Genomic DNA, 20704 nt, shown 5'->3' on the forward strand with positions numbered 1-20704 from the left:
CAGCCACGGCCGGGCGTCCTCGCCCTGGCGTTTCGCCCGCGCCGCGTTAAGATAGACCGTCTCCGTCACGGTTTTCCCATGTCATGAGCGCGACAACGATGCAGTGGCAGCGCCTGCTCTCCACCCAACGCTTCAAGCGGGTCGACGGCGAGGTCCGTCCGACCCGCACCCCGGCCACCAGCGAGGGGGCGCCGGGTTTGCGCAGCGATTTTCACATCGACCACGACCGCGTGGTGTTCTCGAGCGCGTTCCGGCGCCTCGGTCGCAAGACGCAGGTTCACCCGCTCGCCCAGCACGACCACACCCACAACCGGCTCACGCACAGCGTCGAGGTCGCCAGCGTCGGCCGCAGCCTCGGCAACCGCGTCGGCGCGATGATGGCGCACGCCGGCGTGTTGCCGGCCGGCACGACGCCGTTCGACATCGGCGCGGTGGTGCAGGTGGCCTGCCTCGCGCACGACATCGGCAACCCGCCGTTCGGCCATACCGGCGAGGACGCGCTGCGCGACTGGTTCCGCGACCCGGCGCGCGCGACCTTGCTGGCGGGGCTGACGCCGGCCGAGGCGCGCGACGTGCAGACCTACGAAGGCAACGCGCACAGCCTGAGAATGCTCGCCTCGCTCGAGATGTACGCCGGCGAAGGCGGCATGCGGCTGACCGCCGCGGCGATCGGCGCGCTGATCAAGTACCCGTGGACCGCCAGCGCCGAGCCCGCCTACGCGCGCGACAAGTTCAACGTCTACCAGAGCGAGCTGCCCTACTTTGACCGTGTCGCCGACGAACTCGGTCTGGTCGCGCGCGGACCCGGGCAGTGGGCGCGCCACCCGCTGTCCTACCTGATGGAGGCCGCCGACGACATCTGCTACGCGATACTCGACCTCGAGGACGCGGTCGAGATCGGCATCCTCGACGCCGCCGAGTTCGAGAAGCTGTTTTCCAAATTCGCCGAGGTGGAAAAACTGTGGACCGCGCCGAGCGTGCGCCAGCGCTGCGCGATGCTGCGCGGGATGGCGATCGGCCGCTGCGTCACCGAAGTGGCCGAGAAATTCATGCTGCACCAGGACACGCTCTTGGCCGGCGCCTTCCAGGGCAAGGACCTGATCGACGTGTGCGCGCCCGAGATCCGCGAGACGCTGCTCGAGGCGAAAAAACTCGCCAGCCAGAAGGTCTACCGCCACCGCACCAAGCTCGTCACCGAGATCGCCGCCTTCCCCTGCCTGACGACGCTGCTCGACGTGCTGGTGCCGGCGGTAGCGGCCAGGGTGCGCGGCGAGCGGCTGTCGGCGCGCCACGCGCTGGCGCTCGGCCTGATGGCCGAGGCCCCCGTCGAGGACGGCGACTCGCTCTACCTTGGCTACATGAAGGTGCTCGACTTCGTCGGCGCGATGACCGACAACGCCGCCGCCAGCCTCGCGCGCGAGATCTCGGGCGTCGGCATCCTCTGACCGAGCGTCTTCAGCCGCCGCGACGCAAAAACCCGCCCGCCGCGCAGCTTGGCCGAGCCCTCGCCTTCTTCGCGGGGGCGGCTTGGCAGCCGCCGGCGCCGCGGGGGACAATGGCCGTTTTCCCCCGCCCGCCCCGCACATGCTCGTCCGCATCCTCACCATCATCCTGCCGGTCCTGATCATCGTGCTGATCGGCTGGCTCTACAGCCGCAAGACCCGCCCCGACCTGTCGGCGATGAACCGGCTCAATATGCAGGTCTGCGTGCCATTGCTGGTTTTTTCCGTGCTGGCTGCCAAGGATTTCGACCTCGCCGCGCAATGGCGGCTGTTGCCCGCCTCGCTCGGCGTGATCCTGCTCTCCGGCCTGATCGCCTGGCCGGTGGCGCGCGCCTTCCGGCTCAGCCCGCGCACGCTGCTGCCGCCGATGATGTTCAACAACAACGGCAATATGGGGCTGCCGCTGGCGCTGCTGGCCTTCGGCCGCGAGGGCTTCAACGCTTTCGTCGTGCCGTTTGCCTTGTCCAACCTGCTGCACTTCACGCTCGGCGCCTACTTCTTCAGCCGCCACACCCGGCTGCGCGACGTCGCGACCAATCCGATCGTGATCGCCAGCGCGCTCGGCGTCGCGTGCGGGCTGGCGCGCGTCGCGCTGCCGGACTGGTTGATGCTGGCGGTCAAGATGCTCGGCGACGTGTCGATCCCGCTGATGCTGTTCGCGCTCGGCGCGCGCATGGTCGACGTCAGCTTCGCCGGCTGGCGCGTCGGCCTGCTGGGCGCGGTGCTGTGCCCGCTGACCGGCCTGGCCGCCGCCTGGCTGATGGTGTCGTGGCTGGCGCTGACGCCGCTGCAGACCAGCCTCGTCTACCTGTTCGGCGCGCTGCCGCCGGCGGTGCTGAACTTCCTGATGGCCGAACACTACCGGCAGGAGCCGGACCGGATGGCGTCTATCGTGCTGATCGGCAACCTTGCCAGCCTGCTGTTCGTACCGGCCGGCCTGTGGCTCGCGCTGCACTGAGCGGCGTCGAAATCCGGCAGAACGCCGAACCGGTTGCTAGAATGGTGCCATGCACCATGCCCTCCCGACCCGTTTCTGCCTGATCCGCCACGGTGAAACCGACTGGAACACCGAACGCCGGATCCAGGGCCATCTCGACCGTCCGCTGAACGCCCGCGGCCTTGCCCAGGCGCGCGACGTGGCACGCCATCTGTCGGCGCGGCACCGCTTCGACGCGATCTACAGCAGCGACCTGACCCGCACCCGGCAGACCGCCGAGCCCGCCGCGCACGCGCTCGGCCTCCCGGCCCGGCCCCACCCCGCGCTACGCGAACGCCACTACGGCCGGCTGCAGGGGCTGACCTACGCCGAGATCGCCGAACGGCATCCGCAGGACCACCAGCGGCTGAAGGCGCGCCAGCCCGACTTCACGCCCGAGGGCGGCGAGAGTCTGAACGCGCTCGCCGCTCGCGTCCGGGAGGCGTTGACCGGGTTCGCCGACCGCCACCCCGGCGGTACCGTGCTGGTCGTCACCCACGGCGGCGTGCTCGACGTCGCCCACCGGCTCGCCAGCGGCGCCGCGCTGTCGACGCCCCGCGACTTCGACCTGCCGAACGCCGCGTTCAACTGGCTGCGCTACGCGCACGGCGAGTGGCAGCTCGAGAGCTGGGCCGACACCCGTCACCTCGCCGACGCGCTCGACGAACTGTAAGCCGCCGGCCGCGCGCGACTCACCGCATAGCCCCGCCCCTTTTTGGCAGACACACCGATGAGCGAAGAAAAAATCGTCAAGAGCGACGCCGAATGGCGCGCCCAGCTGAGTCCCGAGCAGTACTACGTCACGCGCCAGGCCGGCACCGAGCGCCCGTTCAGCGGCGAACACTACTATCGGCACGACGATGGCGACTATCGCTGCGTCTGCTGCGACGCGCTGCTGTTCCGCTCCGGCACCAAGTTCGATGCCGGCTGCGGTTGGCCGAGCTTCTGGGAAGAGGCCGTGCCGGGCAGCGTCGTCCGGCTGCGCGATACCAGCCACGGCATGATCCGCACCGAGGTGCGCTGCGCGCGCTGCGACGCCCATCTCGGCCACGTGTTCCCGGACGGCCCGGAGCCGACCGGGGAGCGCTACTGCATCAACTCGCTGGCGCTGACCTTCCGCGCCGCTGAGCCCCCCGTGTCGTAGACCGACGCCGCCGCGACGCCCCTCGCCAAAAGGCCCGAACCCCGACGGTTCGGGCCTTTTGCTGTCCGCCCGGCCCGGCAATGCCGTTCCTTGTGCCGCCCCGAGTTAGGCCAAACCGATATTTTTCATTTTTGCTTATTACAACAAAAAGCAATTTCTTGCATAAAGTATTACCAGGCAATAAAACCAAAACAACGGGCAGTCTGAAACAATGCGACCGGCGCAAGCACGTCATCGTTGCTGCCCCTCGCGCAGCAAGGAGAATGACCATGCAGATCTTCAAACCGACCCTGCTCGCCCTGTCGGTATGCCTCGGTTTACACGCCCTGTCGGCGCAGGCGGAGCTGGCCCGGGTCGGACCGATAGACCGTGCCAACGGCTACCCGCAGTGGTATCAGGACACCACCGGCCTGGCCCTCGATTCCTGTGTCATTCTCAACCAGACCGAACTGAGCGGCGGCTGGTGCCTGCTGCTGCCCCAGGACGTGCCCGGCGGCCGGGCCCCCGAGGTTTTCCCCGGCGCCTTCGCCGACGAGCATTTCTATTGGTCGGCCAACGCCGGCGCCGGCGCCGTCCCGGTCGGCAACGGCCAGACCATGCGCGCGCAGCTGGTCCTGGCGCTGGAGGCCGCCTTCGGCACCGGGCCGGTCGCTGCCGGCGACCAGGTCGTGTTCACCCGCTTGCGGATCCGACTCGACCCACTGCCTTTCGACGGCAGTTATACGGTCTACACCCCCTACGGCAAGTTCGAGTTTCCCGACCAGGTCGCCGGTGGACGCTTGTTTTTCACCGAGGACATCGGCCTGACGCCCGGCGGCTTCACCGAGGCGCTGAACGGCAACGTCGGCCCCTTCCTCTTGCCGTCGCCGACCCCCGGCGGCGCCGAGCTGCCGCCGATCCCTAACCTGAAGCCCGGGCAGGACCCGTTCTACGATGCGCTGGTCGCCGGCGGCGGCGCGACCCCCTACCCGGGGGGCGGCAAGAAATACATCGCCGACCCCGCCCGGCTCGGCCCGGTCACCGGCAGCCCGCGGCCCGACTACGTCGTCAGGGGCGGCGCGACGCGCAACGCGAATATCTTCCGCGTCGAGGGGCCGAACGGCTTCGTCTACGAGACCACGGATTTCGCGCTGTCGGGCCGCCTGTACGACGGCGCGATCGCCGGCGCCCTGCACGTCGACCGCGCTAGTTACACGCGCGAGGGCTCGGCCAACCAGGTCAACGTGTTCGCCACGGCTTTCCCGATCACGCAAGGACGCACGCCGGCAGGCCCGCCGCCGGCGACGGTGGCGACGCAGTTGTCCTATTTCGACGCGCCCTGCACGCCCACGCTGGATGCGAACGGCAATCCGGTGCCGCCGTACAGCGCGCCGGCCAACGCCGCGGCCAACCCGATGTCCGCCAGCGGCAGCCGCTACTTCGGCCGCAGCGCGCCGGCGACGCTGCCGTCCGAGCTGTGCGTCCGCGCCAACACGGTCAACGCCAGTGGCCAAGCCTCGTCAAGCTATCTGCCGGTGCAACTGGGCGACCAGATCCTGATCGACGAGGCAATCTACGATCCGTCCAGCCGCCGCCTCTCGGTCGCGGCCCGCTCCGGCGATCGCGTCGCCGCGCAAGTGCTGACGGTCAGCGGCCTGGGCACGATAGACGCGACGACCGGCCGGCTGGTCGTCGACTCGCTGCTCGCGCCGCCCGACAAGGTTACGGTGCTGTCGAGCGGCGGCGGCCTGAACGCCTTGCAGGTGAGTCTGGGTAACGTCGCCGGGGGGGTAAACGTACTGCCGCTGGCGCAGGATGATGCCGTATCCATGCACGAGGACTGCTCGACTGCGCCGTCAAGTACACCTTGCGCAGCGCCGGTCGTCATCGACGTGCTGGCCAACGACAGCAACGTCGCCGGAGGCACGGTCAGCATCACCTCGGCGCCGCTGCTGGGCACCGCCACGGTCACCCCTGACGGCCGCATCGCCTACACGCCCAAGCTGAACGCCAACGGCAACGACCGCATCGGCTATCGGGTCACGGTCGGCAATCAAGTTTCCAACGAAGCTGGCGTCGCGATCGCCATCGCCGCCGTCAACGACACGCCGACCGCCGTCAACGACACGACGCAAGCGGTACGTGGCGTCGCCAACGTGGTGAATGTTTTTGCCAACGACAGCGACCCGGACGGCGCCGGCGACCTGGCCCGCGCGCTGATCGTCACCGGCAACGCCAGCCTCGGCATCGTGTCGGGCGCCAGCTACGGCGGCGGCGTCGTCGACTTCACCCCGCCGGCGACGACCGCAGCCGGCAACTACAACTTTACCTACCGGGCGGTCGACCAGGCCGGCGCGCAGTCCGCGCCGGCGACGGTGACGGTGACCGTGTCGGCCGGCGAAACGATCACCGCAGCCCGCGCGCGCTACACCCAGTCCAAGGGGCGCTGGGACGCCAGCGGCACCGCCAGCCCCGCCTCCGGCCAGACGCTGACGCTGCGCTACGCCGACGGTCTCTACCGGGTAAACGGCATCTGCAGCGGCAATGCAAACGGCACGGCGGTGGGTACGGCGGTGGTCGACGCGGCCGGCGCCTGGGCTTTCGACCTGAGCCTGGGCAGCACGGTCGGCATCCTCAACCCGAGCAACACGGGCAACAGCGCCGGTTTCTGGTGCACGCTGCCGCGCAATTTGCGCGTCACCTCCTCGCTCGGCGGCGGCGTCACCGTGCCGATCACGCTGAAATAAGCGGCGCCACGCCCGGGCCGCAAGGCCCGGGCGTTTTTCTCACATGATTTTGCGCGGGCTTTCAGCCCGACAGCCGGCTCGAGAACTGGCCCACCGCGCTGACCACGCGCTGCGCGCCGTCCTGGATGTCGACGATCACCGCGCCGGCGCGGCTCGCCAGCTCCAGCCCCTGCTCGGCCTGCCGCTTGCCGTGGCCGACCAGCGACACGGCGTGCTCGGCCAACTTCTGGTTCTGTTGCACGACGTCGACGATTTCCTTCGTCGCGGCCGTGGTGCGCGAGGCCAGCTGACGCACCTCGTCGGCGACCACCGCGAAGCCGCGCCCCGACTCGCCGGCGCGCGCCGCCTCGATCGCCGCGTTCAGCGCCAGCAGATTGGTCTGGTCGGCAATGTCGCCGATGCTCTGGATGATCGAGCCAATCAGCTGCGACTGTCTGTCCAGCGCCGCGATACCCTCGGCCGCCTCCTGCATCCGCTCGGCCAACGCGTTCATCACCTGCACCGTCTGCCGAATCACCTCGGCGCCGTTCTGTGCGCTGTCGTCGGTCTGCCGCGACGTGCCGTAGGCGATCTGCGCCGCTTCGGCAATTGCCTGCTCGCGCTCCACCTCGTCGGTGATCACCGTGGCGAACTTCACCACCTTGTACAGGCGGTCGTGTGCGTCGGTGATCGGGTTGTAAGACGCCTCGAGCCACACCGTGCGTCCCTGGCTATCGACCCGCTTGAAGCGGCCGGTGACGAACTCGCCGCGCGCCAGCCTCTCCCAGAAAGCTCGATAGGCCGGCGAATCGGCCTCGGCGGGCTCGCAGAACAAGCGGTGATGCTTGCCCTTGATCTGCGCCAGCGTATAGCCCATCCCCTGCAGAAAACGCTCGTTGGCGTCGAGCACCACGCCGTCGAGGTCGAACTCGATCACTGCGGTGGAGCGCTGCAAGGCCTTGATCAGGTTTTCGTGCTCGCGCGAGGCCTCGATGGTGCGCGTCAGGTCGTTGGAATACATCGAAAAATGCAGCAAACGGCCGTCGCTGCCGCGTATCGGCTGCAAGATGGTGCGCAACCAGGCTTCCTTGCCGTTGCCGCGCAACAGCCGCACCGCGCCGCTCAAGTGTTCGCCACGGTCAACCGCCCGCTTCAGGTTCGAATGAAAGTCCAGCCCGTGCAAATAGGCAGGGACCAGCTCGCAGATATGGCGCCCCTGCAACTCAGCGCCGCGATAGTGCATTTCGCGCTCGAAATGGGCGTTCACCGACTCGATTCGCCCCTCGCGGTCGAGGTAGAGCGCCAGCATTTCGTCGTCGAGGCTGTTGCGGACCTGCTCGATCGAGGAGAGGCGTTCGCGCAGTTCGGCAAGTTCTTGTTTGAGACGTTTATTGAACATGGGACTAATCGACGGCCAGGTGGAAATGGGCGGGTGGCGCGGCCGGGGCCACACCGCGACTGGGGCTGGACGGCCCCCGGAAACTGCGCATCCGCCAGTGCACGACGCGCGGTGCACGGCGCGAGATGGTCGCGATCATAAGGGAAAGCGTCAAACGGGGGAACCTGAACGCCGGCAATAGCGCGAAAGCGGAAGACCGCTGTCGTGCGGTCGGACATCGTGCAGCGTAGCGCCAGGCCGAACGACGGCGAGGCGTGCGGTAGGCGCCGCCGGCATGTTGGCCATATCGGCCGCTGCTGCGAGCTCACCCGGCAGAGGCGCCTGGCCGATGGACGACGACAAGCCCGGCTGCACTGGCGGCCGGATGCGATGGTCGGCGACGAGCGCGCCGGTGTGGCCTCTTGCTCTGGCGGTACTCAAGCGCCCGGCGCCTCGCGCTGCCTGACCCGCTCGAACAGGCACACGGTGGCCGCCATCGCGACGTTCAGCGACTCGGCCGAGCCCGGCATCGGGATCTTCACCCGTGCCGGCGCCAGCGCCTGCAGCGCCGGCGACACGCCGGCGCCCTCGTTGCCGAATACGAAGGCGGTCGGGCCGGACAGGTCGACCGCATACAGCGACACCGCGCCGTCGAGCGCGGTCACCACCCGGGTGCCGGCGAAGGCGTCGAGCACGGCGGCGAGGTCGGCCTCCTCGTGGATGTCGAGCGCGAAGTGCGCGCCCATGCCGGCGCGCAGCACCTTGGGCGAGAACACGTCGACGCAGCCCTTCGACAGGTAGACGGCGCCGGCGCCGGCCGCGGCGGCGCAGCGCAGGATGGTGCCGAGGTTGCCCGGGTCCTGCAGGTCTTCGAGCAGCACGACGCAGTCGGGCTGGCGCGTCCAGTTCGGCACCGGGCGTGGTAGCACGGCGAGAATCTCCGGCGCGCTCGCCAGGCTGGTGACGCGGCTCAGCGCGCCTTCGGCGATCAGGTAGCCGGGGCAGTCGAGCCGGGAGAGCAAGGCGCGCAGTTCGAGGTGCTGGCCGGCGGCCGGATTGACGTAGACGGCGGCGGGCTTGTGGCCGGCCTCGAGCGCGGCCTCGATCAGGTGGAGGCCCTCGAGCAGCATCAGCCCGGCGCGGCGGCGCTCGCGCGCGCTGTCTGTCAGCCGCGACAGCTGCTTGATCGTGTCGTTGTGGGCCGAGGTGATGAGCTTGAGGCGGTCGAAATCAGGCATGTCGGGCGAGTTGGGCAATCAGGGTCTTGAAGCGCCGGTAGCGGTCGTCGTCGATCGGACGGCCGCTGACGGCATTGTCGACGTAAAACAGGCCGACGAGCGTGTCGCCCGAGAACACGGTCATCACCGCGAACTCGACCGGTTCGCCGGCGAGGAAGAAGGGGTCGGCGTAGCGGACAGCTAGCTGGGCGCGCGCGTCCGCTGGCGCGTGAAAACTCTGCGGTCGCGCGCACAAGAGCTCGAAGAAACCGCCCGGCGTGCGCTCGAGCTCGACACGGCGCAAGGGGTGCTCGGCCGACAGGCCGACCTGGTACCTGAGCCGCAGCGCCGGCTGGCCGGCGACGGCCTGCCAGAACAGCACGCGGTCGAACTTCAGCTCGTTGGCCAGTGTCCGGATCGCCTCGCGCAGCGCGGCGTCCAGGTCGGCCTCGGTCGACAAGGCAGCCACCTCGCGCGGCGCCGGCGACGGTGCGCCGGGAGACAGGGCGAGGTCGCGCGCCGGGAAGGTATAGCCCGGCGCGCGCGGATGGCGCGCGACCGACAGCGCGGCGTGCGCGACGGCGGCGTGCAGCGTCGCGAAGTCGCTGCCGATCAGCCGGGCCGCCGCGTCGATGCCGGCCAGGAATTGCGGCCGCCACCAGCCCTGCGCCAGCCCGTTGGCGGTCGCCACCGCCAGCCGCAATAGCTGGCGCCGCTTCGCGTCCTGGCCGGCGCCAGCGCCGAACAGCGCGGCCAGCCCGGCCGGCAGCGAGAAGGCGTCGCAAAAGCGCAGCAGCAGCTTGGGGTAGTCGACGCCGAACTCGGCCGACACCGCCGACAGCAGCGGCGCGTCGGGTACATGGTTGCGCTCGACGAGGTAGAGGCAGGCAGGCAGGTTGTAGACCAAGGCGGCGAGGAAAACGTCTTCGACTTTGTGCTCGTTCGCGATCGACAGCCATTCCTTGGCGATCAGCGCGGCGACCCGACCGCGGCCGAGCCAGTCGCCGGCCGCCTCGAAGGTCGCCATGTCGAGCCGTCCCTTGACCGGCCACAGCGGCGGCAGCGGCCCGAGCCGGCGCGTCGACGCCTCCAGACCGATCAGCATCAGCATCTGCTCGACGGTCGGCGTGCCCTCGGGACGCCGCAGCGCCGCCGACGGGCCGACGGCGCGCAACAGGTCGAACAGCAGCAGCGGGTCGGACAAGCAGAGGTTGGCCAGGTCGGAGAAGTGGATCAGGTCCGGATGGCGCGCGACGAGCTGCGACAGCTCGACCTGCGTACCGGGAAGGACGGGCCATCGCCGCGCGGCGATCGTGGAAAACCAGTCAGCAAGCTCCATGGGGGCGGCGCCACAAGTAAAGCGCCCGCTGCAGCGGCCCGCCCAGGGGCAGGGTTTCGTCCGCCGTCACGCCGGGCACGGTGAAACTGTTGCTGATCAGCAGGGCGCCGGCCTCGGCCCCCTGCAGGAAACGCGCCCACACGCGCGGCATCGGTGCCGGCGACAGGAAGACGTAGATCGCGTGGTAGCCGTGCCAGTCGCAACGCCACAGGCTCGCGAAGCGGATGCGCACTGCAGCCGGGCGGCCGGCGGCGAACCAGCGCCACTTCGCCCACGCCCAGGCCAGCCACGCGTTCTCGACGCCGGTGATCGTCAGGTCCGGACGCCGCCGCGCCAGCGCCAGCGCCAGCCGCGCATCGCCGCAGCCGGCCTCGAGCAGCGCGGCGCCCTGCGGCAGCCGCTCGGCCAGCGCCTCGACGACGCGCAGATTAGAACGGTACAACGGCACGCGTTCGGAAAAGGCGTTGCGGCCAAGACCCAGCGTCAGCGCGAGCGCGGCGAGGTAGAGCCAGGGTGGCAGCGCCAGCGTCAGCGCCATCGCCACCGTCGGCCACAGCAGCGCGTAAAGCCAGCGCGCCGGCGCGGCGATCCGGCAGGCCATCGCCAGCGCGACCGCCACGAGCGCGGCGAGCGAGGACCAGGCGAGCGGCTCGGCCAACGGCGCGAACCACAGCCAGGCGAGCGCGGCGGCGGCAAGCTGGATCAGGCCGGGCCGGATGAGGCGACGCATCACGGCGTCCCGCTGGAAGTTGGACCGGCTGCGCCGACCGGGGCCGCCGCGTCGGCCGGCAGGCCGTCGCGCAGGATGGCCGCTTCGGTTTCCTTGTTCAGCACGACGATCGCGATGCGGCGGTTTTCCGAGCTGAACACGTTCTGACGGTTCAGCGGGTCGGCCGCGGCCAGTCCGACGACGCGCAGCACCTTCTCGTCGAGCATGCCGCCGGCCAAGAGTTCACGGCGCGCCGCGTTCGCACGGTCGGCCGACAGCTCCCAGTTGCTGTAGGCGCGTTCGCCGCGTGAGAACGGCTTGGCGTCGGTGTGGCCCGAGATGCTGATGCGGTTGGACACCTCGTTCAGCTCGCGGCCGAGCTCGCGCAGGATGGTCTGCGTGTGCGGCAAGAGCCGGTAGCTGCCGGAGTCGAACATCGGACGGTTCTGCTCGTCGATGATCTGTACCTGCAAGCCGTCGGGCGTCATCTCCAGCCGCAGCTGGTTCTTGTAGTCCTTGAAGACGGGGCTTTGCTCGAGCCGCTGGCGCAGCTTCTGCTGCAGCCGTGTCAGCCGCTGCTTCTCGAGAGACCTCTCCTGCTCCTCGACCTTGGCGACCTGGCCGCTCTTGCGCGTCAGATCCTGGCCGCCGCCCTTGACGATGGCGTTGGCGTCGCCGCTGCCGCTGCCACCGGCCAGCGCGACCTTCAGCGGCGTGCGGAAGTATTCCGAGATGCCCTGCAGGTCGCCCTGCGACACCGAGCCCAGCAGCCACATCAGCAGGAAGAAGGCCATCATCGCCGTCACGAAGTCGGCGTAGGCGATCTTCCACGCGCCGCCGTGGTGACCGTGGCCACCCTTCTTGATGCGCTTGACGACGATGGGGCGTTGCGATTCGTCAGCCATCGCTCACCTGCCCTTGGCCTGCTTGACGTGTTCCTCGAGCTCCTTGAACGACGGCCGGTCGGCCGAGGCGAGCACCTTGCGGCCGAACTCGACCGCGACCTGCGGCGCGTAGCCGTTCAGGCTCGCCAGCAGCGTGACCTTGACGGTCTGGAAGATGCGCGTGCTGTCGGCCAGCCGGTGCTCGAGGATGGTGGCCAGCGGGCCGACGAAACCGTAGGCCAGCAAAATGCCGAGGAAGGTGCCGACCAGCGCGGCGGCGATCAGCATGCCGAGCTCGGACGGCGGGATGCCGACCGACTCCATGGTGTGCACGACGCCCATCACCGCTGCGACGATACCGAAGGCCGGCAGGCCGTCGGCGAGGCCCTTGACCGCGTTCACCGGAATCTCGCCCTCGTGGTGGTGGGTCTCGATCTCGACGTCCATCAGGTTCTCGATCTCGAAGGCGTTCAGGTTGCCGCCGACCATCAGGCGCAGGTAGTCGGTGATGAATTCGACCAGATGGTGGTCGGCGAGGATGGTCGGATACTTGGAGAAGATCGGGCTCGATTCGGGGTTCTCGACGTCCGCCTCGATCGACATCAGGCCCTCCTTGCGCACCTTGGTCAACAGCTCGAACAAGAGGGCGAACAGCTCCATGTAGATCGCCTTGTTGTACTTGCTGCCCTTGAACACGGTCGGGAAGGCCTTCAGGGTGGCCTTCAGCGGCGCGCCGCCGTTGGCGACGACGAAGGCGCCGATGGCCGCACCGCCGATCATCAGGATCTCGACCGGCTGGAACAAGGAGGCCAGATGACCGCCGGCCAGCGCGAAGCCGCCGAGCACCGAGGCGAGAATGATGAAATAACCGATCCCGACGAACATGCATCCGATCCTGTGTGTTGGAAGTGTCGGGCGAAAACGCCCCCACCCGCTTCGAATAGCGATTGGGGGATGATTGTAGCAAAGATATGCCTTGCGCAAAGCGCGCGGCATGAGGGCGCCCGCATGGGGAGCCCGCCATGCCCTTTCATACGTGCAGCAGCAGGAATTTGCGCTCCCACGGGCTGATCACCCGGAAATATTCGGCGAATTCCTTCTGCTTGAGCGCGACGTACATATCGACGAAACGTCGGCCGAGCACGCTGGCGAGCGCCTCGCTGCCGGAGAGCATCTCGAGCGCGTCGTCGGTGCTGGCCGGGAACTGGTAGGGCAGCTCGTAGGCGTTGCTCTGCATCGGCTCGGTGCAGTCTATCCTACGCACCATGCCCAGATAACCGCAGGCCAGCGTCGCGGCCATCGCCAGGTAGGGGTTGACGTCGACGCCGGCGACGCGGTTCTCGATGCGGCGGTTCTCGGGCGAGGAATGCGGCACGCGGAAGCCGACCGTGCGGTTGTCGTAACCCCACTGTACGTTGATCGGCGCGGCGGTGTAGCGCGACAACCGGCGCAGCGAATTCACGTAGGGCGCGAAGAAGGGCATGCCCTGCGGCAGGAAGGTCTGCAGCCCGCCGAGGTAGTGGAAGAAGGCCGGCGAGGGCTTGCCGTCGGGCAGGGTGAACAGGTTGCGGCCGGTCTTCACCTCGCGCACGCTCTGGTGCATGTGCATCGCGCTGCCGGGCTCGCTCTCCATCGGCTTGGCCATGAAGGTCGCGTACATCTGATGACGGAACGCCGCCTCGCGTACGGTGCGCTTGAACAGGAAGACCTGGTCGGCCAGGTCGAGCGGGTCGCCGTGCACGAAATTGATTTCCATCTGGCAAGCGCCGATCTCGTGGATCAGCGTGTCGATGCCCAGCCCCTGCGCGTCGCAGTAGTCGTAGATGTCCTCGAACAGCGGGTCGAACTCGTTGACCGCGTCGATCGCGTAGGAGCGCCGGCCAAACTCGGTGCGGCCGGTGCGACCGATGGGCGGCGCCAGCGGCACGTCGGGGTCGGGGTTGGGTGCGACGAGGTAGAACTCCATCTCGGGCGCGAGCACCGGCGCCCAGCCCTGCTCGGCGTACAGCGCGAGCACGCGCTTGAGCACGTTGCGCGGCGCGACGTCGACCACCTGGCCGTCGGAGCGGAAACAGTCGAAGATCAGCTGGGCGGTCGGGTCGGTTGCCCACGGCACGACCCGCAGCGTGGCCGGGTCGGGCCTGAGCACCATGTCGGGGTCGGTCAGGTCGAGCATGTGGGCGTCCGGGTAGTCGCCGGTCACCGTCTGCAGCAGCGCCACCTCGGGCAGCCGCATTTCCTGATCGGACGCAAACTTTTCCTTCGGAATGATCTTGCCGCGTGCGACGCCGGCCATGTCCGGCAGGATGCACTCCACTTCGGTGATGCGTCGGTCGCGCATCCACTCCAATATCGGGTTGGCCATGACGGGCTCCTCCTTGCGCTTTGCAGGCCGGATTGACGACGTCGACGGCGACCCGGGGCGCAAGGCCCCTCCCCTTTCTTTCCGCGCCGAAGGCTACTCCAGCCGCTTGTCGCGGTGGCTCCGGCACGCGTCGCCGAAGGCGCGGAAAATCGCTGTCGACACAGGGTTGTTCCAGTATTGCCACTCGGGATGCCACTGCAGCGCAAGCAGGAAGCCACGCGCGGCGTCCATCCGGAACGCTTCGACGAGACCGTCTTCGGCCACGCCCTCGACCACCAGCCCGGGCGCCAGTCGCTTGACGCCCTGCTGGTGCAGCGAATTCACCTCGATGCGCTCGCTTCCGGCCCACTCGGCCAACCATCCGCCCGGCGTGAGGTTCACATGGTGCGCCGGACCGTACTGCCGTTCGAGCGGCGCGTCGCTCGACTCGCGATGGTCGAAATAGCCCGGCTCGTCCTGCACGTGCTGGTAAAGCTCGCCGCCGAGTGCGACGTTGACCTCCTGTGCGCCGCGGCAGATGCCGAGCACCGGCAAGCCCCGCTCGACCGCGCGGACCACCAGCGGCAGCGTGCTCGCGTCGCGCCCCGGGTCGTGCAGCATGCCCGCGCGACTGGGGGCGCCGCCGTAGAGGTGGGGCTGGATGTTGGACGGCGAGCCGGGCAGCAGGATGCCGTCCAGCCAGCCGAGCGTCTCGTCGAGCAGGGCATCGTCGCCCAGCGACGGAATCAGCCACGGCAGCGCGCCGGCGCCGCTGGTCAGCGCGGTGATGTATTTCTCGCCGACCGCGTGGAACGGGAAGGCGTGGAACAGCTTGATATCGCAGGGGATGCCAACCACCGGACGCTTCATCGTTGCTTCTCCCGTCGACGCTATTCGGATTGCGCGAGCGCCAGCAGCGGCTCGACGTAGGGCAGGCCGAGCGCCTCGGCGACCGCCGGGTGGGTCATGCGCCCCCGGCACACGTTCAGACCGTTGCGCAGATGCGGGTTCGCCATCAGCGCGGCGCGCCAGCCCTGGTCGGCCAGCGCCAGCGCGTAGGGCAGCGTCGCGTGCGTGAGTGCCTGCGTGGCGGTGCGCGCGACGCCGCCTGGCATGTTGGCGACGCAATAGTGGACGATGCCGTCGACGACGTAGGTCGGATTCTGATGCGTGGTCGGCCGGCTGGTCTCGAAGCAACCGCCCTGGTCGATCGCGACGTCGACCAGCACCGCACCCGGCGGCATGGACTTGAGCATGCTCCGCGACACCAGCCGGGGCGCGGCGGCGCCCGGTACCAGCACCGCGCCGACGACCAGGTCGGCGTCGCGGATCGCCGCCTCGATATGGCTCTGGCTAGAAAACAGCGTCTTGATGCGGCCGCCGAACAGGTTGTCGATCTCGCGCAACCGCGGCAACGACTTGTCGAGGATCATGACGTCGGCGCCCAGCCCCATCGCGGTCCGCGCCGCGTTCAGGCCGACTACGCCACCGCCGAGCACCACCACGCGCGCCGGCGGCACGCCCGGCACACCCGACAGCAGCACGCCGCGCCCGCCCTGCGCCTTTTCGAGCGCGTGCGCGCCAGCCTGGATCGCCATGCGGCCGGCGACCTCCGACATCGGCGCCAAGAGCGGCAGGCCGCCGCGCTCGTCGGTCACCGTCTCGTAGGCGATCGCCACCGCGCCGGACTCGACCAGCAGGGCGGCCTGCCCCGGGTCGGGCGCCAGGTGCAGATAGGTGAACAGGACCTGGTCCGGGCGCAGCATGCGGCACTCGACCGGCTGGGGCTCCTTGACCTTGATCACCAGTTCGGCACGCGCAAACACCGACTCGGCGTCGGGCAGGATCGACGCACCGGCCTCGAGGTACTGTTCGTCGGAAAAGCCGATCGCCTGACCGGCGTGCGCCTGCACCAGCACCTTGTGGCCGTGCGCGACGAGTTCGCGCACGCCGGACGGGGTCAGCCCCACGCGGTACTCGTGATTCTTGATTTCCTTCGGTACGCCGATCTCCATCGCGGCCTCCTCGAACAAGGGTCGTCGCGTCCGGCCCTGGCGGGCCGGACGCCGTCGTTTGGCGACGTATTGCTTTGATATTGGATGCAGAAGCGCCGACTTGCCAAACCGTGCCACGTCGCGCGCCCGGCACGACGCGAGGAAACCGCGCAGACAGCACAAGGGGCGCCAGATGGCGCCCCTTGTGCTGCCGGGACCGCTGCGGCTCAGTCGCGGAAATTGTTGTACTGCAGCGGGAAGTCGACGACCTCCTTGCGAGCCAGCGCGATCACCTCCTGCAGCACGTCGCGCTTGGCGCCGGAAACCCTGACCGCCTCGCCCTGGATGCTGGCCTGGACCTTGAGCTTGGAGTCTTTGATCAGTTTGACGATGCGCTTGGCCAGCTCGGTGTCGATCCCCTCCTTGACGGTGATCGCGCGCTTGACCTTGTTGCCGCTGACCTTCTCGAGCTTGCCCTCGTCGAGGCAGCGCACGTCGACGCCGCGCTTGGACAGCTTGCCGATCAGGATTTCCTTGACCTGGTCGAGCTGGAATTCGGAGTCGGCAAACAGCGTCAGCACCTTGTCGGCCGCTTCGATGCGGGCGTCGCTACCCTTGAAATCGTAACGGGTCGACACCTCCTTGTTGGCCTGGTCCACGGCGTTGCGCACTTCGACCTTGTTGACTTCGGACACGATATCGAACGACGGCATTGCTGGCTTTCCTGTATCTGGTCGGTATGCGGCGGCGACATGCCGCCGGTTCTGCGGGCCTTATACCGCCGGAGCACAGCGCATGGCAAGCGCCTGACCGGCTCAGACCGCCGTTGGGCGGCGCGCGGCGCGCTCGGCCAACAGCCGCGCCAGTCCCCGCTCACCCTCGCGCATCACCCGGTCGTGGTTCCACACGAACACCGGCCGGGCCAGCGGCGCCAGCCAGTTCATCCACGCCCGCGTGGTCTGCACATGCCACTCGTAGCACACCTCGGTGACGCCGTTTTCGCACGAGAAGCGCCAGCAGCCCCGCCCCTCGAGCTCGCCCTCGACACGAGCCTCGAGCCGGTGCAGGCGTTCGACGCGCGTCACGCGCGTCTCGAAGGTCAGGCTGTAAGGCAGGACGCTGCGCCACGTCAGCCGCTGGCGCGCGCCGACGCCATCGGCCGCACCGCGATCGAGGTCGACGACCCGCTCGACCCCGCGCCACCACGACGGCCAGTTGGCCGAGTCGTAGATCGCCTCCCAGACCGCGTCCAGCGGCGCGTCAAAGCGCCAACGCGTCAGCAAGCGGTATTCTCGCCGTCTCATCGGCTGGGCCGGAAGAACGCGTCGGGGAAGGCGACGTCGCGCTCGACTTGGTCCAGCGTCACCACCTCGACCGGCGCACCTCGCGCGTCGTAGCTCTCGACACGCACCGGGAACAGCGTCGCGCGTTCGAACCACACCCGGTAGCGCGCCACCTCGCCGATGGATCGACCCGCGGCGCCGACGATCTCGACGCCAAACGCCCCCGGCAACACCGGGGCCGACGCGTCCAGCTCGACCACCCTGCCGCCGTGGCGCAGCGCCTGCAGATGTTCGAGCAAGGCGCCGACGTCGGAGCGGTCGATACGATGGCCGCGCCGGTCGCGCAGCAGGGGATTGTCCGGCGACAGCTCGAGCACCGGCTTGCGGTCGACGCCGAAGGGCCACAGGCGGACGCGGCGCACGGTCGGGTCGAACACCAGCACCGCGCCGACGTGCGGCCCGAGAAAGTCCATCCGGACCCAGCCTGGCCGGCGAAAGGCATAGCGCAGGCTCCGCCTTTCGCCGTCTGCCGCGACCGAGACGACCGTCGCCGCGTAGCCGGACAGCGCGGCGTAACGCGCCTCGGCCGCGTCGAGCAACGCTGCACCGTCAGGCGGCGCAGCAAAACCAGCCGACGCGACCAAACCGAACACGCACGCCGCCCGGACCGGCACGCCCAAGGCTTCGCGCACCGTCACGACTCACTCCTCGACGTCGAGTTGCCCGGCCATGCCGCGCTGGCGGTGGTCGCGAAAGAACAGCAGCCGGTTCGGGCAGTAATACAGGTAACGCCCGGTGGCCGTCGGCGTGAAGCGGATCTGCTGTGCCTGTTCGCCCAGCGTCAGGTCGGCGAGACGCTGCCCGTCCGGGCCCTCGAGCACGAAACGGTGCGGCACGCCAGCCATGCCCTCCAGCCGCACCGACAGCTCGACCGGCTGACCGGCCTTGACGACGACATGCGCCGGCCTGAAGTAATAGCTGCCGCCGACGATGTCGACGCGTTGCGCGCCATCGGCGCCGGGTGCGGGACGGACCGGCGCGATTTCAGCCCCCGCGGTCGCGGCCACGAACAGCAGTGCGCACAAACAAAGCCGATTGAGGCTTGCAGCGACCGTCATCAATAACCTCCGCCACCGCCCTTGCGCTCGTAAGGCGTCGCCTTGTCGCCAGCGCCGTAACCGTTCGCACAGCCCGTCGCCCCGACCGCTGTCGCGATCGCCAATGCTGCGGCCACCCAGCGCATCCACCTCGTCATGCTCTTCATGCCGGAAACTCCCTCATGCGGCCGACGGCGGCGCGCCGGCCCAGCCCTTGCCCACCCCGGCACGAACCGCCGCGTATCGCCGGGCTTCCGTTATAGGCCTTCGACGCGCTTGAGCCGAGCTCGAAACGGCTGACGCCGTACGCGCGGCCGAGAGCGACGACCGGCGTGGCGAGCGTAAAGCCTTCCGGCCCGTCGTAGTCCGGCGGGCGTTGACGTCGCGTTCGTCTGCGCTCAGTCGGCCAGGGTCATCTCGACGATGCGCGGCGGCTCGACGCCGTAGTCGCAGTAGCGCAGCCAGCGCGGCCGGATCAGCAGGTAGGCGGTATCGGGCCAAGCCTCGCGCAACCGGGCGTCGGGGAAGCGGGCGAAGTAGGCCTGCTTGCTGTGCTGCAGCTCGGCGCCGACCGGCTCGCAGGCCAGCCCCTCGTACTGCAGCGTCAGCCGGTCGCGCCAGCCTATCACCAGCGCGACCTGCGGGTTGCGCTGCAGATTGCGGTACTTGCGCGACAGCTGGCTGGTATCCAGCACCAGCTCCAGCCCCGGCAGGACGGCCACGCCGACCAGCGCGGCCTCGGGACGGCCGTCGCCGTCCACCGTCGCGATCACCGCGTGGTCGTGCAATCGCAGGAATTCGTAGAGCTCGTGTCGCGTCATGGCCCGCTCCCGGCAAGTTACCCCTTCCCTTTATGAGGCATGATGGCGCGCCGGGCCAGCCGTTTCGCCGCAAAACGGCCGGCCCGGCTGTGGTATATAGGAACCGTTTCTTCGCCGCGTCTGCCATGAAATTCCTTACGCCCCAACCTTCGCTTACGCCCGCCGGCACCCCGCACGCAAAGACCGCGCTGATCGGCGCGCGCGACGACGCCGAAGCCGTCGCGCTCTGGTTGGCCGAACACCACGATTCGCCGCGCACCCTCGCCAGCTACCGCAAGGAGACCGAACGCTTCCTGCTGTGGTTGGCCGAGCGCGGCAAATCGCTGTCCGGCGTGCTGCGCGAAGACGTGCTCGCCTACCAGGCTTTTCTCGCCGACCCGCAGCCGGCATGGCGCTGGGTCGGGCCGAGCCGGCCGCGCGGGCACGCGGAATGGAAGCCGTTCGGCGGCCCGCTGTCGGCCGCCAGCGTGCGCCACAGCCTGACGGTGCTCGGCGCGCTGTTCGCCTACCTGAACGACGCGGCCTACCTGGCGGGCAACCCCTTCCGCCTGAAGAAGCGGCGGCAGGCCGCGCCGCGCGCCGCCGGCGTCGAACGCCACCTCGACCGCGACTGCTGGCAGGCGGTGCTGGCCGCGCTCGACGCGCTGCCGGCCGGCACGCCGCGCGAACGCGACCACGCCGAACGCGCGCGCTGGCTGTTCGCGCTGCTCTACCTGTCCGGCGCGCGGCGCAGCGAGATCGCCGGCGCGAAAATGGGCGACTGGTTCGAGCGGCGCGGCCGCTGGTGGTGGCGCATCCACGGCAAGGGTGGCGTCGTCGCCGACGTGCCGGTGTCCGACGCGCTGTTCGCCGCCCTCGTCCGCTACCGCGCCGGGCTCGGCCTCGCGCCGCGGCCGCTGCCCGGCGAGGACGTGCCGCTCGTCTGCCGCGTCACCGGACAGGGTGCGCGTCGCTTCGCGCCGCTGTCGGACAAGGCGATCTACCTGATCGTCAAGACGGTGTTCGCGCGCGCCGTCGAGGTCGCGCCGGCCGACAAGCGCGACACGCTCGCCGCCGCGACGACGCACTGGCTGCGCCACACCGCCGCCAGCCACCAGCTCGACGCCGGCGTGCCGCTGCTGCTGGTCAGCCAGAATCTGCGCCACGCCAGCCTGCAGACGACGCGCCGCTATCTGCATAGCGAGGACGACGCGCGCCACGACGCGAGCCGCGGCCTCGACTGGCGGCTGCCCGAACCCTGAGCGCGGCGCCGCACGTTATGATGTCGGTCTTTTTGCAAATCCCGTCGGCCGGCGCCGGCCGCGACGGCCA

Annotated in this window: 21 protein-coding genes and 1 pseudogene; 6 read left to right on the forward strand and 16 right to left on the reverse strand. The window is 69.2% G+C overall.

The window, feature by feature from the left end; all coding sequences use genetic code 11:
• The first annotated feature begins 98 nt into the window (after nt 1-98).
• The 5 genes from EV683_RS09505 to EV683_RS09525 all read left to right on the forward strand — a co-directional run bounded on the left by EV683_RS09505 (nt 99) and on the right by EV683_RS09525 (nt 6348).
• On the forward strand, nt 99-1445 hold the full coding sequence (locus EV683_RS09505) for a deoxyguanosinetriphosphate triphosphohydrolase (RefSeq protein ID WP_131862646.1): 1347 nt from the start codon (nt 99-101) through the stop codon (nt 1443-1445).
• A gap of 139 nt (nt 1446-1584) precedes the next feature.
• Complete coding sequence (locus tag EV683_RS09510; RefSeq protein ID WP_131862615.1) at nt 1585-2460, forward strand: AEC family transporter; 876 nt, start codon at nt 1585-1587, stop codon at nt 2458-2460.
• 49 nt (nt 2461-2509) lie between these two features.
• Nucleotides 2510-3151 carry a histidine phosphatase family protein gene (locus tag EV683_RS09515; RefSeq protein ID WP_131862616.1) on the forward strand — a complete coding sequence of 214 codons (642 nt, stop codon included), beginning with the start codon at nt 2510-2512 and terminating at the stop codon, nt 3149-3151.
• 57 nt (nt 3152-3208) lie between these two features.
• Nucleotides 3209-3622, forward strand: coding sequence for a peptide-methionine (R)-S-oxide reductase MsrB (gene msrB, locus EV683_RS09520; protein WP_131862617.1), 414 nt, complete (start codon nt 3209-3211; stop codon nt 3620-3622).
• 269 nt (nt 3623-3891) lie between these two features.
• Nucleotides 3892-6348 carry an Ig-like domain-containing protein gene (locus EV683_RS09525; RefSeq protein WP_131862618.1) on the forward strand — a complete coding sequence of 819 codons (2457 nt, stop codon included), beginning with the start codon at nt 3892-3894 and terminating at the stop codon, nt 6346-6348.
• 61 nt (nt 6349-6409) lie between these two features.
• Here EV683_RS09525 and EV683_RS14795 read toward each other — a convergent pair whose 3' ends face one another.
• From EV683_RS14795 to EV683_RS09595, 16 genes and pseudogenes are all read right to left on the reverse strand, one after another.
• On the reverse strand, nt 6410-6970 hold the full coding sequence (locus tag EV683_RS14795) for a methyl-accepting chemotaxis protein (RefSeq protein WP_424948506.1): 561 nt from the start codon (nt 6968-6970) through the stop codon (nt 6410-6412).
• Nucleotides 6950-7726, reverse strand: a pseudogene (locus EV683_RS14800) (PAS domain-containing protein); the annotation flags it as partial. The gene EV683_RS14795 and the pseudogene EV683_RS14800, both read right to left, overlap by 21 nt.
• 416 nt (nt 7727-8142) lie before the next feature.
• Nucleotides 8143-8943 carry a TrmH family RNA methyltransferase gene (locus tag EV683_RS09535; protein WP_131862620.1) on the reverse strand — a complete coding sequence of 267 codons (801 nt, stop codon included), beginning with the start codon at nt 8941-8943 and terminating at the stop codon, nt 8143-8145.
• Complete coding sequence (locus EV683_RS09540) at nt 8936-10261, reverse strand: HDOD domain-containing protein (protein ID WP_131862621.1); 1326 nt, start codon at nt 10259-10261, stop codon at nt 8936-8938. Before EV683_RS09540 ends, EV683_RS09535 begins: the two co-directional genes overlap by 8 nt.
• On the reverse strand, nt 10248-10991 hold the full coding sequence (locus EV683_RS09545; protein ID WP_066609475.1) for a hypothetical protein: 744 nt from the start codon (nt 10989-10991) through the stop codon (nt 10248-10250). The genes EV683_RS09540 and EV683_RS09545 overlap by 14 nt, the downstream gene beginning before the upstream one ends.
• Nucleotides 10991-11875, reverse strand: coding sequence for a flagellar motor protein MotB (motB, locus tag EV683_RS09550; RefSeq protein WP_066609476.1), 885 nt, complete (start codon nt 11873-11875; stop codon nt 10991-10993). The genes EV683_RS09545 and motB overlap by 1 nt, the downstream gene beginning before the upstream one ends.
• Before the next feature lie 3 nt (nt 11876-11878).
• Complete coding sequence (motA, locus tag EV683_RS09555; RefSeq protein ID WP_066609477.1) at nt 11879-12739, reverse strand: flagellar motor stator protein MotA; 861 nt, start codon at nt 12737-12739, stop codon at nt 11879-11881.
• A 145-nt stretch (nt 12740-12884) separates the two neighbouring features.
• Nucleotides 12885-14219, reverse strand: a complete 1335-nt coding sequence (locus EV683_RS09560; protein WP_066609478.1) for a glutamine synthetase family protein — start codon at nt 14217-14219, stop codon at nt 12885-12887.
• Between the two features lie 93 nt (nt 14220-14312).
• Nucleotides 14313-15068 carry a gamma-glutamyl-gamma-aminobutyrate hydrolase family protein gene (locus EV683_RS09565; RefSeq protein WP_066609479.1) on the reverse strand — a complete coding sequence of 252 codons (756 nt, stop codon included), beginning with the start codon at nt 15066-15068 and terminating at the stop codon, nt 14313-14315.
• Nucleotides 15069-15088: 20 nt separating this feature from the next.
• Nucleotides 15089-16213, reverse strand: coding sequence for an alanine dehydrogenase (gene ald, locus EV683_RS09570; protein ID WP_131862622.1), 1125 nt, complete (start codon nt 16211-16213; stop codon nt 15089-15091).
• 206 nt (nt 16214-16419) lie between these two features.
• On the reverse strand, nt 16420-16905 hold the full coding sequence (locus EV683_RS09575) for a YajQ family cyclic di-GMP-binding protein (protein ID WP_131862623.1): 486 nt from the start codon (nt 16903-16905) through the stop codon (nt 16420-16422).
• A gap of 102 nt (nt 16906-17007) precedes the next feature.
• On the reverse strand, nt 17008-17475 hold the full coding sequence (locus EV683_RS09580) for an SRPBCC family protein (protein ID WP_243694743.1): 468 nt from the start codon (nt 17473-17475) through the stop codon (nt 17008-17010).
• Nucleotides 17476-17492: 17 nt separating this feature from the next.
• Nucleotides 17493-18173: a LolA family protein gene (locus EV683_RS09585; protein ID WP_207910437.1), complete on the reverse strand. Its 681-nt coding sequence runs from the start codon at nt 18171-18173 to the stop codon at nt 17493-17495.
• Nucleotides 18174-18176: 3 nt separating this feature from the next.
• Nucleotides 18177-18542 (reverse strand): quinol oxidase, encoded by a 366-nt coding sequence (locus EV683_RS09590; protein WP_207910438.1) that lies wholly within the window; start codon nt 18540-18542, stop codon nt 18177-18179.
• Between the two features lie 50 nt (nt 18543-18592).
• Nucleotides 18593-18739, reverse strand: coding sequence for a hypothetical protein (locus EV683_RS14290; RefSeq protein WP_165916813.1), 147 nt, complete (start codon nt 18737-18739; stop codon nt 18593-18595).
• A gap of 231 nt (nt 18740-18970) precedes the next feature.
• Nucleotides 18971-19393: a pyridoxamine 5'-phosphate oxidase family protein gene (locus tag EV683_RS09595; protein WP_131862625.1), complete on the reverse strand. Its 423-nt coding sequence runs from the start codon at nt 19391-19393 to the stop codon at nt 18971-18973.
• 125 nt (nt 19394-19518) lie between these two features.
• Here EV683_RS09595 and EV683_RS09600 point away from each other — a divergent pair, with 125 nt between their 5' ends.
• Nucleotides 19519-20634, forward strand: a complete 1116-nt coding sequence (locus EV683_RS09600; RefSeq protein ID WP_131862626.1) for a tyrosine-type recombinase/integrase — start codon at nt 19519-19521, stop codon at nt 20632-20634.
• The last annotated feature ends 70 nt before the right edge of the window (nt 20635-20704 follow it).

The sequence above is a fragment of the Crenobacter luteus genome, from assembly GCF_004345725.1.
Lineage (GTDB): Bacteria > Pseudomonadota > Gammaproteobacteria > Burkholderiales > Chromobacteriaceae > Crenobacter > Crenobacter luteus.